Here is a 14,096-nt window from a genome sequence, read left to right as displayed (position 1 = left end):
TTTAAAAGAAAGCCTCTGGAGGAGCAGTGGGGACGTCGATCAGTTTATTTCTTGAGTCTCTTACTTTTTCTTCGTTCTTTTTTCTGTATTCTGAGAGAGCCTTTCTTAAATTTTCGTCTTCCAGAGCCAGAATTCTAATGGCCATGAGGGCCGCATTTTTAGCACCGTTGATTCCTACGGAGGTGCTTGGAACTCCTGGGGGCATTTGTGCAATTGCTAGAAGTGCGTCTATTCCGCCTAAAGTTCCAGCGGCTACAGGTACTCCAATTACAGGAAGATTGGTATGAGCGGCAATTACTCCGGGCAAAGCTGCAGATAATCCTGCTACAGCTATTATTACCTTCAAGCCTCTTGAATGGGCTTTCGAAGCATAATTGGCAGCGTCTTCCGGTGTTCGGTGGGCTGAAGCTACTGTAATCTCGCAAGGGACATTGAAGAATTTAAGTTCTTCGTATATTTTACGACCTATCTCAATGTCGGAAGCAGAGCCCATAACTATTCCCACTAATGGCTTATGCATTGTTTGGTCCCTCCAATCTAGCAGCTATGTCTTTTCTGTAAAAATGCCCTTCAAAAGAAATAACTTCTATGTTTTTATAAACTTTTTTTCTTGCTTCTTCTATATTTCCCCCTATACCTACCACGGTAAGAACCCTTCCACCTGTCGTATAGTATTTATTACTTACTTTTTTTGTTCCAGCGTGGAAGATGATTATATCATCAACATTTGATAGTCTCTCTATTCCGTGGATTTCAAAGCCGGTTTTATAGGCAGAGGGATAACCTCCCGAAGCAATTACCACGCCAACGGCAGCTTTTTGAACTAGTGGAACTTTAATATCTTTAAGGCTTCCCTTGCTGCAAGCTAACATTGTTTCCGCCAGATCTCCTTCAAAAATTGGCAAGACAACTTGAGTTTCTGGGTCTCCCATGCGCACGTTATATTCTAAGACACGGCATTCTTGTTTTTCATCAATCATGAGGCCGCAATATAACACACCCTTAAATGGGATATTTTCTTTTTTGAGGCCATCTATAGTTGGTTTTACTATAGTTTTCTCTATTTGTGAGGTCATTTTTTTATCGACCCAAGGGACAGGCGCGTAAGCGCCCATACCTCCAGTATTGGGACCCTTGTCGTTATCCCACGCTCTTTTATGGTCTTGGCTAGGTGGCAGCATTATGTAATCTGAACCATCAGTGATGACTAATACCGTGAGTTCCCGACCAGGCAAGAAATCTTCAACAACAATAGTTTTGCCAGCTTCTTTGAGATAATTTTTGTTTAAGAGGGCTTCGCATATCTCCTGAGCCTCTTTTAGGTCTTGAAGTACAAAAGCACCTTTCCCTGCTGCCAATCCATCGGCTTTTACTACATATGGAGCAGTCCTTTTTTTCAGGGCTTCCATTGCTTCGGGGAGTTGGGTACAAACGTCAAAGGAAGCAGTAGGAATGTTGTTTCTCTTCATGAATGTCTTGGCAAAGGCTTTGCTTCCTTCAAGGCGTGCCCCTGCTTTATTGGGGCCAAAAACAGAGTAGCCTTCCTGTCTTAGTACATCTGCAACGCCATTTACCAAGGGAGCTTCAGGTCCTATGACAACCAAGTCTGGGTTTATACGTTTAGATAAACTCAGAACTTCGTCAGGGTTTGTGTGGTCTCCTTCATGAAGAATAGCTAGGTCTTGAATTCCGCCATTGCCGGGCATGCAATGAATTTCATCTACCATATGGGATTTGGAAAGAGCCCACACAATGGCGTGTTCCCTTCCACCTCCGCCGAGAGTAAGTATTTTCATTTGATTTCCCTCCCTTTTTCTATCCTAACAATTAATGGCGAAAAGTTCTCCAGCCGCATAAAAACATGCTTATACCTGCTTCTATTGCAGCTTCTTTGACTTTTGCGTCATTTACGGAGCCTCCCGGCTGTATTATTGCCTCAATGCCAGATTCCTTGGCATATTCTATAGAGTCTGGGAATGGGAAAAATGCATCGGAGGCCAAAACTGCTCCCTTTGCCTTTTCTTGGGCCTGGCCAATAGCCCACTTGACTGCGTCGACGCGGCTAGTGAAGCCAGAAGCTAATCCTACGGTAGCGTGGTTTTTTACTATAGCTATAGCATTGCTTTTACATAGATAGGCAGATTTCCATGCAGTAATTATGTCATCCCATAGGTCTGGCCTTGGCTTTCCTACCCATTCGCCGTTGTTTAGATCAGGAAGGGGTGGAAGCTTGTCTTCTTGTATAAGAATGCCGCTCCAGGTTCCTGTAAGTTGGAGGGGCATAAAACGCTGTCCCTTCCATTGTATGAGCCTAGTATTTTTTCTTTTTTCCCTTATATATCCAGCAGCTTTTTCTTCAAACTCGGGAGCTACGACCACTTCAACAAATTTTTCTGAAAGTTTTTTGGCTGTCTCTATGTCCAATTTTCTTGAAAAACCTATAATTCCTCCAAAAGCTGAGACAGGATCACAGGCTAGCGCCTTCTCGTATGCTTGAAGTGGCGTCTCGCCTACGGCAATTCCGCATGGGGTGGTGTGTTTTATTATTATGCATGCACAATCTTGTTGAAATATGGATATTCCTCTGAAAGCACAATCCATATCAAGGATATTGTTATATGACAATGGTTTTCCTGACAGCTGGACCCAAGATTTTTCTGCTAGAGGTGCGGTATATAGTCCTGCCTGTTGATGGGGGTTTTCTCCATAACGAAGAGGCATGGATTTTCTAAGGGATAGAGGCATTTTATCTGGAATTTCTTCGTCCGTTGAAGGTATATGAACGGCTAAACCTCTATAAATGGCTGTATCGTACCAAGAAGTGTAGGAAAAGGCTTTTAATGCTAATTCGCCTCGAGTTTTTAGCGTGACGTTTCCCTCGTCGTTGATCTCTTCAATGATCTTATTGTAATCGTTTTTATCAACTACACAAACTATCTGGTGATAATTCTTAGCGGCGGATCTTATTAGCGTAACTCCCCCGATATCTATGTTTTCAAGCAAGCCTTCAAGGTCTGAGCCACCTTCATATGCTTTTTCAAAGGGGTAGAGGTTACACACTACCATGTCGATCAGAGGTATGTTAAATTTTTCTACATCGCTTATATCCTCTTGAAAATGTCTCCTCGCTAGTATTCCTCCTATAATCGATGGGTGAAGAGTTTTTACTCTTCCGCCTAATAAATGGGGATATCCTGTTAGATCTGCAACTTCTTTCACTTCTAATCCAGCGGAGGTTAAATGTTTTGCTGTACCAGAGCTGGATACCAATTCATATCCAAACTCCACCAACCTCTTAGCAAATTCTACAATCCCCTCTTTATCATAGACAGAAATGAGGGCTCGTTTTCTGGGCATTATATTCCCCTCCTTGTCTTGTTAAGTTCTCTTGTAAATAACTCCTTGAGGACCTCGGAATATAGGTAATGTTCTATCCGATGTACCTTCTTCTCCAAGGTCTCGATGGTGTCGTAAGGAGAAATCCTTACAGGCATCTGGGCTAATATAGGTCCATGGTCGACTTTTTCGTCCACTAGGTGAACCGTGACGCCGGTTACCTTTACGCCATATTCGAATGCCTGTTTTATTGCATTAACTCCCGGGAAGGAAGGGAGCAAGGATGGGTGTATATTCACAATTCTATTCATATAGCTTCTCACTACCTTAGGAGATAGTATTTTCATGAATCCAGCTAGTACAACCCATTCTACTTGGTTCTTTTTAAGCTCTTCTAGCAATTTCTCTTCCGCCGTGTCTTTCCCTTCATCGTAGGGTAGCACTATAGTGGGAATACCCAAATTTTTTGCTTTCACAAGGCCTTCTGCATCTTTCTTGCTGCTTCCAACAAAAGCTACATTGGCGGGGAGCTTACCTAATTTACAGTTTTTGACTATCGTCTCCATGTTGGTTCCCCTTCCGGATATCAGCACTGCTACGGAGGTCATTAACGTATCTCCCCAATCTCGTAAACGGTCTCGTTTTCATTTTTCATGATTTCTTTTATAGCTGAGACATCAGAAGGTGATACGATGAAAACGAATCCAATTCCTAAATTGAACACTTTCCTCATCTCTTCTTCTGAAACTCCTTTTGACGATATCAGTTTGAAAATTTGGGGACGCTCCCAGGAATCGAAATCAAGGAAAAGAGTTCTGGATGGGGGAATGACTCTTTCAATATTTTCCATTAAGCCTCCTCCTGTTATATGAGCCATGCCCTTAATCAGGCCCGTTTGTGCAGCCTTTAAAGCTTGCTTGACATATAACCTGGTTGGAGTTAGAAGGCAATCACCGAGTTTTTCCCCTAAAATAGGCAGAGGTTTGTTTAACTCCAGAGGGCCTTCTCCCAACAAGATTTTTCGTGCCAGTGAATAGCCATTACTATGGAGGCCTGAGCTTTTAAGCCCAAGCACTACGTCACCTTTTTGAATATTTTGTCCTGTGATGAGTTCATTTGCTTTCGCAATGCCTACTGCAAAGCCTGCCAAGTCATACTTGCCATAATCGTACACGTCTGGCATTTCAGCGGTTTCGCCGCCTAGAAGTACGCAGCCAGATTGATAACAAGCATCTGCTATGCTTTGTACTATGGGTTCAAATACTGAAATATCGAGTTTTGAGCAAGCAATGTAATCAAGGAAAAAAAGGGGCCTAGCACCGCATGTTACCAAGTCATTTACGTTCATGGCTACCAAATCTTGACCTATGGTGTCATATTTGTTCATAGCTCTTGCTATCTCTACCTTGGTTCCTACCCCGTCCGTGCAGGCGGCTATTATGTTTTCTTCGTCTAATTTGTAAAGCCCAGCAAAGCCTCCCACACCGCCCACTGTGTTCAGGTTTTTATGTTTAGTGGTGATTTTTTTTATAACGCTAACCCAGTCTTGGGCTTTTTTAAGGTCCACCCCTGCTTTTTTATAAGTCCAATTCATCTTCTTTGCCTCCATTCAAGTAATTTCCACTGAAGCAAGCAGTGCAGACGTTGTTGGGTGGTAATCCAATAGCTTCCAACATGTCCTCTATTGATAGATAGCTCAGCGAATCAGCTCCTATGTCCTTACATAATCCTTCTACATTCATTTTCGCTGCCGCTAGTTCTTCAGAAGTTGGAGTGTCTATTCCATAATAGCAGGGGAACTTTACTGGAGGAGAGGCTATTCTTATGTGGACTTCCTTTGCCCCACTTTCTCTTACCATTGCTATGACGCGTTGGACAGTGGTTCCTCTGACTATGGAGTCATCGACAATTACAACTTTTTTCCCTTTCAAGATTTCTCCTATGGGGTTGAGTTTTATCTTGACGCCGAGTTTCCTTACCCTTTGTGTTGGTTCTATAAAAGTTCTTCCAACGTATCTGTTTCTTACGATGGCTTTTTCGTAAAGCAAACCCGATTCTTCGGCATATCCCATAGCTGATATCGTTCCGCTGTCGGGCATGCCTGTCACAATGTCAGCCTGGGGACAAGGAGCTTTTTGAGCTAGCTTGTGTCCAAGTTTTTTCCTTACATCGTATACAGACTTGCCGTCAAGAAAACTGTCTGGCCTTGCAAAATATACATATTCGAACGCACAAATGAATTTACGATCCGTTTCTTTAGGTATTAATAAACTCTTTTCTCCCTCTGAGTCTATCACTAAGACTTCTCCGGGTTTTATATCTCTTATTAGTGTAGCTCCTACTATATCGAGTGCGCAGCTCTCAGAAGCTACGTAAGTAGTTTCTCCCCTTTTGCCCAAAAGAAGAGGTCTGAACCCCCAAGGATCTCTTGCGGCGACTAGACGGTTGTTTATTATTACAGCTAAACTATAGGCTCCCCTGAGAGTTCTTAAGGCGCTAATGAGAGCATCAAGAGGAGGTTTGTGAGATTGATGGGCCATTAGGTGTAATATGGTTTCAGTGTCACTTGTAGATTGAAAAATTGCACCTCTATTTTCTAGATATCTTCTTATGCCTGTAGCATTTGTGATATTCCCATTATGGGCTATTGCTACAGAGCCTCTAGAGTAATTAGCTGTTATTGGTTGGGCGTTAGAGAGGAAGGACCCACCAGCTGTAGAATATCTGGTGTGCCCAATTGCGCAGTTTGAGTAGGAAGAAGCGAGTTCTTTTTGGTCCAAAGCTAGATGCACTAGGCCCATACCTTTAGAAACTCTAAGGCCATATAATCCTGCATTTTTGGTGACCCAGGCAATACCGGCAGATTCTTGTCCTCTGTGTTGCAATGCGTACAGACCTAAATACACATCTTCAAGCACTGATTGTCCGTTTTTTGAGAAAGCTCCAAATACTCCGCACATCTTTGTATCACCTTCTCCAGCAGCTAGTTATTTCCAGTAATGAAAAGCTAGAGAGACCCAAAAATTCCAACGTCTTTTCCTTCTGGACTGTTCCTATCTTCAGCAGGCCGAAATCTTGCCATATATGTTCGAAAATAGCTATTTTATCTGGTTTAACAGAATATATTGCCCTTGGTCCTCCTTCGCCGAACAGGACCTCAGGTACCAGATGTTCGGACTTTAGATTTATAGATGCGCCTTTTTGTGCAAAGACACATTCCTTGGCAATGGCTGTGACCAAGCCGCCGCTTCCTATAACTCTTACAGAAGAACAACACTTATCTTTAGCGGTGCGAAGGGCTCTTTCTTTAAAAGATATTTCAGCTGTAGGAGTATATTGGGCTGGTTTGCCTTGTATTGATTTGTCTAGAAGGCGCTGGAAAAGACTTCCTGCCAAAAAGCCCTTTTTAGGACCTACTAGAAATAGCACATCACCTTCTTCTAATTCCCCTGATGGCAAGAACTCTTCCATGGTTTCAAGGAGTCCAACTAAACCTACCAATGGAGAAGGTAGTATTTTCTTTCCTGGCGACTCGTTATATAAGCTTACGTTACCAGAGACAACGGGACAATCCATATCTTTAGCTGTTTGTGCCAATCCTCTTACTGTCTCTGTAAGTATCCAGTAGTTTTCTGGTGATTCAGGAGAAGGATAGTTAAGGCAATCGGTCATTCCTAAAATTTCCGCCCCACAAGCCCAGAGCGGCCGTGCGGCTTTAAGAAAGCTTTCGGCGCCTCCATTGTAAGGGTCTAGCCAGCAGCTCCAAGGAGCACAGTCCATGGTCAAAGCTAAAAATTTATTATTTTCTTTTACCCTTATAACGCTTACAGGGTTTCCTGGGCCTACTACTGTATTTATTTGCACCGTGTGATCGTATTGTTCATATATCCAGGATTTATCTTTTACGTTTGGGTCAGATATTATTGACAAGCAAATATCCCTAAAAGCATCTTGGGGTAATGTATAAGCCCTTTCAGTTTCGATGCTTTCCAGGTATGCGGGTTTTTGGGAAGGCCAATGTATCTCAGGACAACCGCCACCTACCATTTCAGCAGGTAGATCTACTACTGTCTTGCCGTTATTTATTATTTTGAATCTTCCATCGTCGGTTACTTCACCTATGGGCGCACACTCTAATAGCCACTTCTGAGCACATTTTTCGACTCTTTCATAATTTTCGGGCTCAATGATGACTAACATTCTTTCTTGGGATTCTGACAGAGCTATTTCCCATGGAGTCATGTTTTCGTCCCTTGTCGGTACTTTATCTGCGTATATATATATGCCAGTTCCGCTTTTTGCAGCTATTTCGCTGGCTGATGATGTTATTCCTGCGGCTCCCATGTCCTGCATAGAAGCTATGAGCTTTTCTCTTAAAAGCTCATGGCAACACTCTATTAGCAGCTTTTCTACAAAGGGGTCTCCAATTTGAACCTGAGGTTTGCTGGATTTGGTGTCTTCTGCTAGTTCCGCAGAGGCGAATGCTGCCCCTGCAATTCCATCACGACCTGTACGAGAGCCTATAAGAACAGCTAGTTGGCCGGCTTTGGCAGTTTTAGATGTGATAATTTTCTCTTGGGATACTATTCCCACACACATGGCATTAACCAGGGGGTTCCCTTCGTAGCTATCGTCGAAGAAGGTCTTCCCTCCAACTGTCGGAACTCCCACGGCATTGCCGTAACCTCCTATACCTGAGACAATTCCGTCCATGAGAGATAAGGTGCTATTTCTAGGAGTTTTTCCAAAAAATAGACCGTCGAGGCAAGCAGTAGGCCAAGCGCCTACTGCCAATATGTCTCTTATGATTCCACCTACTCCCGTGGCAGCACCTTGATATGGCTCTACAGCGGAGGGGTGATTGTGGCTTTCTACCTTAAAGGCCGCAGCCCAGCCGTCACCTATGTCTACTATCCCTGCATTTTCTCCTGGACCTTGAATGACATATTTGCCTTCCGAATTGAACATCTTTAGGAGTGGGCGAGTGGATTTATAGCTGCAGTGTTCTGACCACATGACACCAAGTATTCTAAGCTCTGATTCATTGGGTTCTCTTCCCAATAGTTCTTTTATTGCTTGGTATTCTTCCTCCCTTAAGCCTACCGCTTTGTAATTCATTTAACAGCGCCCCCCTTTTTTCAGCCATGAGGCTATTGAGTCCCATATAAGGCCGCCATCTTCCGAGCCTAAAATTTTTTCAGAGGCGCGCTCCGGATGGGGCATTAACCCTAGAACATTTCCACCTTTGTTTATCACTCCCGCAATATTATCTACTGATCCATTGGGGTTGCTTTTATCATCAATCGTGCCATCGTTGTTGCAATAGCGGAACACCACCTGTTTGTTGGCAAGTATCTGTTTTAAATCGTTTGGCGGAAGGAAGTACAGTCCCTCGTGGTGGGCTATTGGCATTTTTAATACCTGCCCAGTTTGCAAATTTGATGTAAAGGGAGTGTCTGTTCTCTCCGCTCGGACGGCGCACTGACGGCATATAAATTTTAGGTTCTTATTGGCAAGCAGGGCTCCTGGCAATAGCCTTGCTTCTGTGAGGATTTGGAATCCGTTGCATATGCCTAACACAAGCCCTCCGCCCTCCGCGTAACCTTTTATTGCGTTAAGGATAGGCGCTGTAGCAGCCATGGCCCCACAACGAAGATAATCTCCGTATGAAAATCCTCCTGGTAGAACGACAAGGTCTGTATCTTGAGGCAATTTATGTTCTTCATACCACAAGGCCGAGACGTTAGCTTTTACTCTCGTAGATAAAGAGTGAATAACATCTCTATCGCAGTTGCTTCCGGGGAATACCACTACACAGGCTTTCATGATAACTCATCTACCTCTATTGTATAGTCTTCGATTAAGTTGTTTACTAGAAGATCGGAACACATTGCCTTGACTCTATTTCTGGCCGTATCTTCGTCAGAAGCCTCTACCCAAAGCTGGAGGTATTTGCCTATTCGTATGTCTTTTAAATCTGTGTAGTTCATTCTGTGTAAGGAGCCAAGGACTGCTTTTCCTTGAGTGTCCAAAACCCCGTCTTTTAAGAACACTAGCACTTTTATATGGTATAACATTATCTCTCCCCCTTACAAGAAAGCCGTTTCCATATTTCTTGATATGCCTCAAGAACGTTGCCTAGGTCTTTTCTAAAGCGATCTTTATCAAGGCGATCTCCGCTTGAACTATCCCAAAACCTACATGTATCTGGTGATATTTCATCAGCCAGTATAATTTCTCCATCTTTAGTTTTACCAAATTCAAGCTTGAAGTCTACTAACGTTATTCCTAGAGGCGTAAATAGTTCTTGTAACAACGTGTTGACCCTCAAAGCCAAGTCCTTTATTTTTTCTATTTCTTCTTTTGCGGCCCAGCCGAAGGCTATAGCTTGCTCCTTTGTGACTATTGGGTCACCAAGGTCGTCGTTTTTGAGATAAAATTCCACCAAAGGAGGAATAAGATTAATGCCTTCAGGAACTCCTAGGCGTTTACAAATTGAACCAGTGGTTATATTTCTCACCACAACCTCAAGAGGGATTATTTCAACTTTTTTGACCAGTTGACTTGAATCATCAATTACTTTTACAAAATGGTTAGGAACGCCCTTGGAAGAAAGATATTGCAAGATGAAAGAACTTATTTTGTTATTTAAGGTACCCTTTCCCTCCATTGTTGCTTTTTTTAGGGCGTTAAAGGCCGTTAATGTGTCTTTATATTCCAGCAAAAGGATATCTGGGTCTTCCGTCTCAAAAAGTTTTTTAGCCTTGCCTTCGTAAATAGGTTCCCTTTGTGTCATTAGATAAGCCCCCCTCATATCTAAAACTCTACCTAACATTATTCAACTTATTGGTATTATTGTCAACCACGTACATTAACTATAAATATTTATATCAAATTATTATAAATGCAAACTTGATGGGTTGTTATTTGGGCGGAAAGTTGTATTTGGGTAGAATTTTGTGGACTCAAGAGTTTTAAAAGATGAGATTTGTTGTTTGTGGTGTTGGGGAAGTATATAATATATGTCTGTTGTTGTCGTTTTGTCTTTTTTAAGCGAAAGAAATTGAGAGGTGTGCGTATGGAGTGGAAAATGGAGAAAATTCGGAACTTTTGCATAATTGCCCATGTGGATCATGGTAAATCTACTCTTGCCGATAGGCTTTTAGAAACTACCATGACTATAGATGCTAGAAATATGCGTGAACAAGTCTTGGATACTCTGGAGTTGGAAAGAGAAAGAGGAATAACTATAAAGTTAGTTCCGGTGCAGATGAAGTACAAGGCTGATGAAAGTCAAGAATACATATTAAATCTAATTGATACTCCAGGACACGTGGATTTTACTTATGAAGTGTCTCGTTCTCTTGCTGCGTGTGAAGGAGCTTTATTGGTAGTAGATGCAGCTCAAGGGGTTGAAGCTCAGACTGTAGCGAATGCATATATGGCGGTAGAGCAAGGGCTTGAAATTATCCCTGTGATCAACAAAATAGATTTACCATCAGCAAGGCCCGAAGAAGTAAAGAAGGAAATAGAAGATATTGTAGGCATTGACGCAAGTGATGCATGTATGGTTAGTGCCAAAGAAGGTAAAGGAATAAAAGAAGTACTAAGTGCTATTCTGGAAAAAATACCCAGCCCCAAAGGGGATCCGGAAGCACCTCTTAGAGCTCTTATATTTGATTCTATCTACAATAACTACAGAGGAGTAATATGTTCTATCCGAGTTGTTGATGGGGTTATAAGAAAGGGGCAGAACATAACTTTCATGGCCACAGGGAGGAATTACCAAGTCGAGGAACTTGGAATATTTCGTCCAGATATGTCGCCGGTAGATCAACTTGGTCCCGGTGCTGTTGGATACCTAATAGCTAATATAAAATCTGTATCTGAGGCGAGGGTGGGAGACACAGTTACTACTACTGAAAGGCCTGCGGAAAAACCTCTTCCTGGATATCAGAACGTTAAGTCGGTAGTATATTGTGGTTTTTATCCCATGGAAAGAGATGATTACCCTAATCTAAGAGATGCTTTAGAGAAGTTACAGTTGAATGATTCTGCTATTGTTTTCGAGCCTGAAACCTCTGTGGCTTTGGGTTTTGGGTTCAGATGTGGCTTTTTGGGGCTTCTCCATATGGATATAGCAAAGGAACGGCTAAGCAGAGAGTTTGGTATAGATTTAGTTGCGACGTTGCCCAACGTGGTTTATCAGGTTCTAAAAAAAGATGGTACCCTTGTGGTCACTCATAAACCTTCAGATTTCCCAGAAATGGGAGACATAGAAGAGATAAGGGAGCCTTACATCAAAGTAACTATATTTGTTCCTAACGAGTTTGTGGGGAAAGTTATGCAGTTATGTCAAGATAAGAGGGGTAACTACGTGAGTATGGATTATATAACACCTGAAAGAGTTAGGCTTGTATATGAGCTGCCTTTAGCGGAGTTTATCATAGACTTTCACGACAAGATAAAGTCTCTGACTAGAGGTTTTGCCTCCATAGATTACGAACACGTAGGTTACAAAGCTTCAGATCTTGTTAAAGTGGACATCCTTATAGGTGGGGATGTTGTTGATGCATTTTCCTTTATTTGCCATAAAGATGAAGCTTATCATAGAGGGCACGCGGCGGTTAGAAAACTGAAGGAAATCATTCCAAGGCAGCTTTTTGAGGTGCCCATACAGGCAGCAATAGGCAAAAGAGTTATAGTTAGGATGAACATAAAGCCTCTCCGTAAGGATGTATTGGCTAAATGTTATGGAGGAGATGTTACGAGAAAGAGAAAACTTTTAGAGAAACAGAAGGAAGGTAAAAAGAAGATGAAGCAAATTGGGAAGATATCTGTTCCGCAAGAAGCCTTCCTTGCGTTCTTGAAGACGGAGGAAGAGAAACAAAATTGAGGCTTTTCTCTGAAGGAGTCTCTTTGTATTTGCATGTTCCCTTTTGTGTAAGGAAATGTCCTTATTGCGCTTTTTATAGCGTCCCGATAAAAAATCGCGACGTTGTTAGGGAGTACCTTGATGCTCTTGAAGTAGAAGCTTTAAAATGGTCTAAAAGCAGACTCTGCCAATACCCTATAAGAACTCTTTACATTGGTGGAGGAACCCCTTCCATATTGTCTGTTCATGAATGGGAAAGGCTTAAAGATATTTTGGATCAAAATTTCAATTTAGCTCTTTTGGAGGAGGCTACAGTTGAGGCTAATCCTGGATCTATAAACAAGGAGCTGTTAAATTTTTGGAAGGGGTGGAGGATAACCAGGATTAGTATAGGTTGTCAAAGTTTCGATAAAGGAGATCTTACTATACTGGCTCGCCCCCATAGCGAGGTTGATGCGACAAGGGCTATAGAGCTTGCTCTTGAGAGGGACTTTTATGTTAGCTGCGATCTTCTGTTTGGTTTGCCAGGACAAACCCTCAGGAAGTGGCATAAGAACTTGCAAACTGCGGTAAAAAGTGGGGTGCATCATATATCCTGTTACGAACTCACTCTGGAAGAAGGTACGCCCTGGGGTGATGTGCCGCCGAAGAATATCCCTCAGGGTTATCCTTTTTATAGGTGGGCTCAGTATTACCTGGAGAAAAAAGGTTTTGAGCAATATGAAATAGCAAGCTTTGCGCGAAGCGGTTTGGAATGTAAACATAATTTAGGCTATTGGTATAGGAGAAATTGCATTGGTATAGGTCCCGGAGCTTGGGGATTTGTCAGTGGACGCAGATATAAAAATGTGTCCTCCCTTAAGATGTATGTGTCAAGACTTAAAGAAGGACGAAGTGTAAAACAGTGGTCAGAAAGATTATCAGATCTTTCTGCTGCTTTGGAGGTGACCATGCTGGGATTGAGAACCAGATGGGGCATCGATGTGATGGAGCTAGAAGAGATGTTTGGGGAGAAAAACGCCAAAGAGGTCTTTTCTAGACTTGAAAATATCCCAAAGCATCTAATAAAGAGAATGCCGCGTAAACTGACGCTTACGCGGCAAGGTATGAGAGTGGGAAATGCCATTTGGCAAGAACTCATTCTGTAACTTATCGGTTACTTGGTAAGAAAACGAAAAGCTATGGATCTACGATATAGTGATGGTTTTATGTGTTTCTAGGATATGCTCCGTTATTTCAAACATGTTTGAAATAGTGCCAAGTTTGATTTTTTCTGTAACCCCGAAATGATTTGTGCATGTACCGCAGACAAGGATATGACAACCTTTTTCTTCAAGTTGTGATAGGCTCTCTGAAGTGCTGGATTCCGGAAGGGCCAACAGAACTCCTTCGTTCATCAGGGCTACTACTTTTGGTGTTTGCTCCATGTCTGCAATGGTACTTAAAAATCCCTTCATTAAAACTTCACCTAGTTCGTCGTCGTTTTTACCGAGATGGGATGTGGTTATTAAGAGGGCCATATCTTTAGTAATGGAAGAATCTCTGGTGGGGACTCCTTCTGGGGTAACTTTTTGTTTTGTTGAATCAGGTTTGGTGCATGTCAACACTATATCCCCGTTTTCTGCCTTTTCCTCTGAAAACTTGTAACCTTGCTTTTCCATGAACCGCTTTACGTTTGTTGCTGAAACTTCACTGTTGAGAATTACTTGAATTGAGTCATAGCCAAGTTTTATCGCTTTTTGGGCCATCATAACCGGTTTAGGACAGGGTTTATTTCGCGCATCTATTATATGCATTTGATTACCTCCTTTGTAGAAAGTTTATAATAAAACAGATATTTAGGTAAGTTATTATATTATAGGTTTATAGGTTCTAAGACTACGAA

Annotated in this window: 13 protein-coding genes; 2 read left to right on the top strand and 11 right to left on the bottom strand. The window is 42.2% G+C overall.

Translation table 11 applies throughout. The features are described from left to right. Position 1 precedes the first annotated feature (1 nt). Genes purE through purC form a run of 10 tightly spaced genes read right to left on the bottom strand, consistent with a single transcriptional unit; the run spans position 2 to position 10,132 of the window. Positions 2-520 (bottom strand): 5-(carboxyamino)imidazole ribonucleotide mutase, encoded by a 519-nt coding sequence (gene purE / locus H0Z23_RS01130; protein WP_296866954.1) that lies wholly within the window; start codon positions 518-520, stop codon positions 2-4. Further along, positions 513-1,796 (bottom strand): phosphoribosylamine--glycine ligase, encoded by a 1,284-nt coding sequence (gene purD / locus H0Z23_RS01125; RefSeq protein ID WP_296866952.1) that lies wholly within the window; start codon positions 1,794-1,796, stop codon positions 513-515. The genes purE and purD overlap by 8 nt, the downstream gene beginning before the upstream one ends. Before the next feature lie 31 nt (positions 1,797-1,827). Further along, positions 1,828-3,357, bottom strand: a complete 1,530-nt coding sequence (purH, locus tag H0Z23_RS01120) for a bifunctional phosphoribosylaminoimidazolecarboxamide formyltransferase/IMP cyclohydrolase (protein ID WP_296866950.1) — start codon at positions 3,355-3,357, stop codon at positions 1,828-1,830. Further along, positions 3,357-3,944 (bottom strand): phosphoribosylglycinamide formyltransferase, encoded by a 588-nt coding sequence (purN, locus tag H0Z23_RS01115; RefSeq protein ID WP_296866948.1) that lies wholly within the window; start codon positions 3,942-3,944, stop codon positions 3,357-3,359. Before purN ends, purH begins: the two co-directional genes overlap by 1 nt. Beyond that, a complete protein-coding gene (purM, locus tag H0Z23_RS01110; RefSeq protein ID WP_296866946.1) occupies positions 3,944-4,930 on the bottom strand; it encodes a phosphoribosylformylglycinamidine cyclo-ligase in 987 nt (328 codons plus the stop codon). Before purM ends, purN begins: the two co-directional genes overlap by 1 nt. Continuing rightward, a complete protein-coding gene (gene purF / locus H0Z23_RS01105; protein ID WP_296866944.1) occupies positions 4,914-6,296 on the bottom strand; it encodes an amidophosphoribosyltransferase in 1,383 nt (460 codons plus the stop codon). Before purF ends, purM begins: the two co-directional genes overlap by 17 nt. Before the next feature lie 7 nt (positions 6,297-6,303). After that, a complete protein-coding gene (gene purL / locus H0Z23_RS01100; protein WP_296866942.1) occupies positions 6,304-8,454 on the bottom strand; it encodes a phosphoribosylformylglycinamidine synthase subunit PurL in 2,151 nt (716 codons plus the stop codon). Next, the gene (gene purQ, locus H0Z23_RS01095) at positions 8,455-9,162 is read right to left on the bottom strand and encodes a phosphoribosylformylglycinamidine synthase subunit PurQ (RefSeq protein ID WP_296866940.1); all 708 of its coding nucleotides are present in this window, start codon (positions 9,160-9,162) and stop codon (positions 8,455-8,457) included. Then, the gene (gene purS / locus H0Z23_RS01090; RefSeq protein ID WP_296866939.1) at positions 9,159-9,413 is read right to left on the bottom strand and encodes a phosphoribosylformylglycinamidine synthase subunit PurS; all 255 of its coding nucleotides are present in this window, start codon (positions 9,411-9,413) and stop codon (positions 9,159-9,161) included. The genes purQ and purS overlap by 4 nt, the downstream gene beginning before the upstream one ends. After that, on the bottom strand, positions 9,413-10,132 hold the full coding sequence (purC, locus tag H0Z23_RS01085) for a phosphoribosylaminoimidazolesuccinocarboxamide synthase (RefSeq protein WP_296866938.1): 720 nt from the start codon (positions 10,130-10,132) through the stop codon (positions 9,413-9,415). The genes purS and purC overlap by 1 nt, the downstream gene beginning before the upstream one ends. 282 nt (positions 10,133-10,414) lie before the next feature. Here purC and lepA point away from each other — a divergent pair, with 282 nt between their 5' ends. Both lepA and hemW read left to right on the top strand, forming a co-directional pair. Continuing rightward, the gene (gene lepA / locus H0Z23_RS01080; RefSeq protein ID WP_296866937.1) at positions 10,415-12,232 is read left to right on the top strand and encodes a translation elongation factor 4; all 1,818 of its coding nucleotides are present in this window, start codon (positions 10,415-10,417) and stop codon (positions 12,230-12,232) included. Beyond that, positions 12,229-13,359, top strand: coding sequence for a radical SAM family heme chaperone HemW (gene hemW, locus H0Z23_RS01075; protein ID WP_296866935.1), 1,131 nt, complete (start codon positions 12,229-12,231; stop codon positions 13,357-13,359). Before lepA ends, hemW begins: the two co-directional genes overlap by 4 nt. Before the next feature lie 39 nt (positions 13,360-13,398). Here the strand turns inward: hemW and yedF are convergent, their stop codons facing one another. Further along, positions 13,399-14,007 (bottom strand): sulfurtransferase-like selenium metabolism protein YedF, encoded by a 609-nt coding sequence (gene yedF / locus H0Z23_RS01070; protein WP_296866934.1) that lies wholly within the window; start codon positions 14,005-14,007, stop codon positions 13,399-13,401. Positions 14,008-14,096: the final 89 nt, after the last annotated feature.

Source organism: Thermovirga sp., from assembly GCF_017656375.1.
In the GTDB taxonomy this organism is placed as follows: Bacteria; Synergistota; Synergistia; order Synergistales; family Thermovirgaceae; genus Thermovirga.
This window is presented reverse-complemented; position numbering and strand designations above follow the sequence as displayed.

Bases quoted from the DNA above. Each gene is read 5' to 3' on its own strand.
- purF (WP_296866944.1), bottom strand. From the start codon at position 6,296: ATGTGCGGAGTATTTGGAGCTTTCTCAAAAAACGGACAATCAGTGCTT.
- yedF (WP_296866934.1), bottom strand. From the start codon at position 14,007: ATGCATATAATAGATGCGCGAAATAAACCCTGTCCTAAACCGGTTATG.
- purQ (WP_296866940.1), bottom strand. From the start codon at position 9,162: ATGAAAGCCTGTGTAGTGGTATTCCCCGGAAGCAACTGCGATAGAGAT.
- purM (WP_296866946.1), bottom strand. From the start codon at position 4,930: ATGAATTGGACTTATAAAAAAGCAGGGGTGGACCTTAAAAAAGCCCAA.
- purS (WP_296866939.1), bottom strand. From the start codon at position 9,413: ATGTTATACCATATAAAAGTGCTAGTGTTCTTAAAAGACGGGGTTTTG.
- purL (WP_296866942.1), bottom strand. From the start codon at position 8,454: ATGAATTACAAAGCGGTAGGCTTAAGGGAGGAAGAATACCAAGCAATA.
- purE (WP_296866954.1), bottom strand. From the start codon at position 520: ATGCATAAGCCATTAGTGGGAATAGTTATGGGCTCTGCTTCCGACATT.
- lepA (WP_296866937.1), top strand. From the start codon at position 10,415: ATGGAGTGGAAAATGGAGAAAATTCGGAACTTTTGCATAATTGCCCAT.
- purD (WP_296866952.1), bottom strand. From the start codon at position 1,796: ATGAAAATACTTACTCTCGGCGGAGGTGGAAGGGAACACGCCATTGTG.
- purH (WP_296866950.1), bottom strand. From the start codon at position 3,357: ATGCCCAGAAAACGAGCCCTCATTTCTGTCTATGATAAAGAGGGGATT.
- purC (WP_296866938.1), bottom strand. From the start codon at position 10,132: ATGACACAAAGGGAACCTATTTACGAAGGCAAGGCTAAAAAACTTTTT.
- purN (WP_296866948.1), bottom strand. From the start codon at position 3,944: ATGACCTCCGTAGCAGTGCTGATATCCGGAAGGGGAACCAACATGGAG.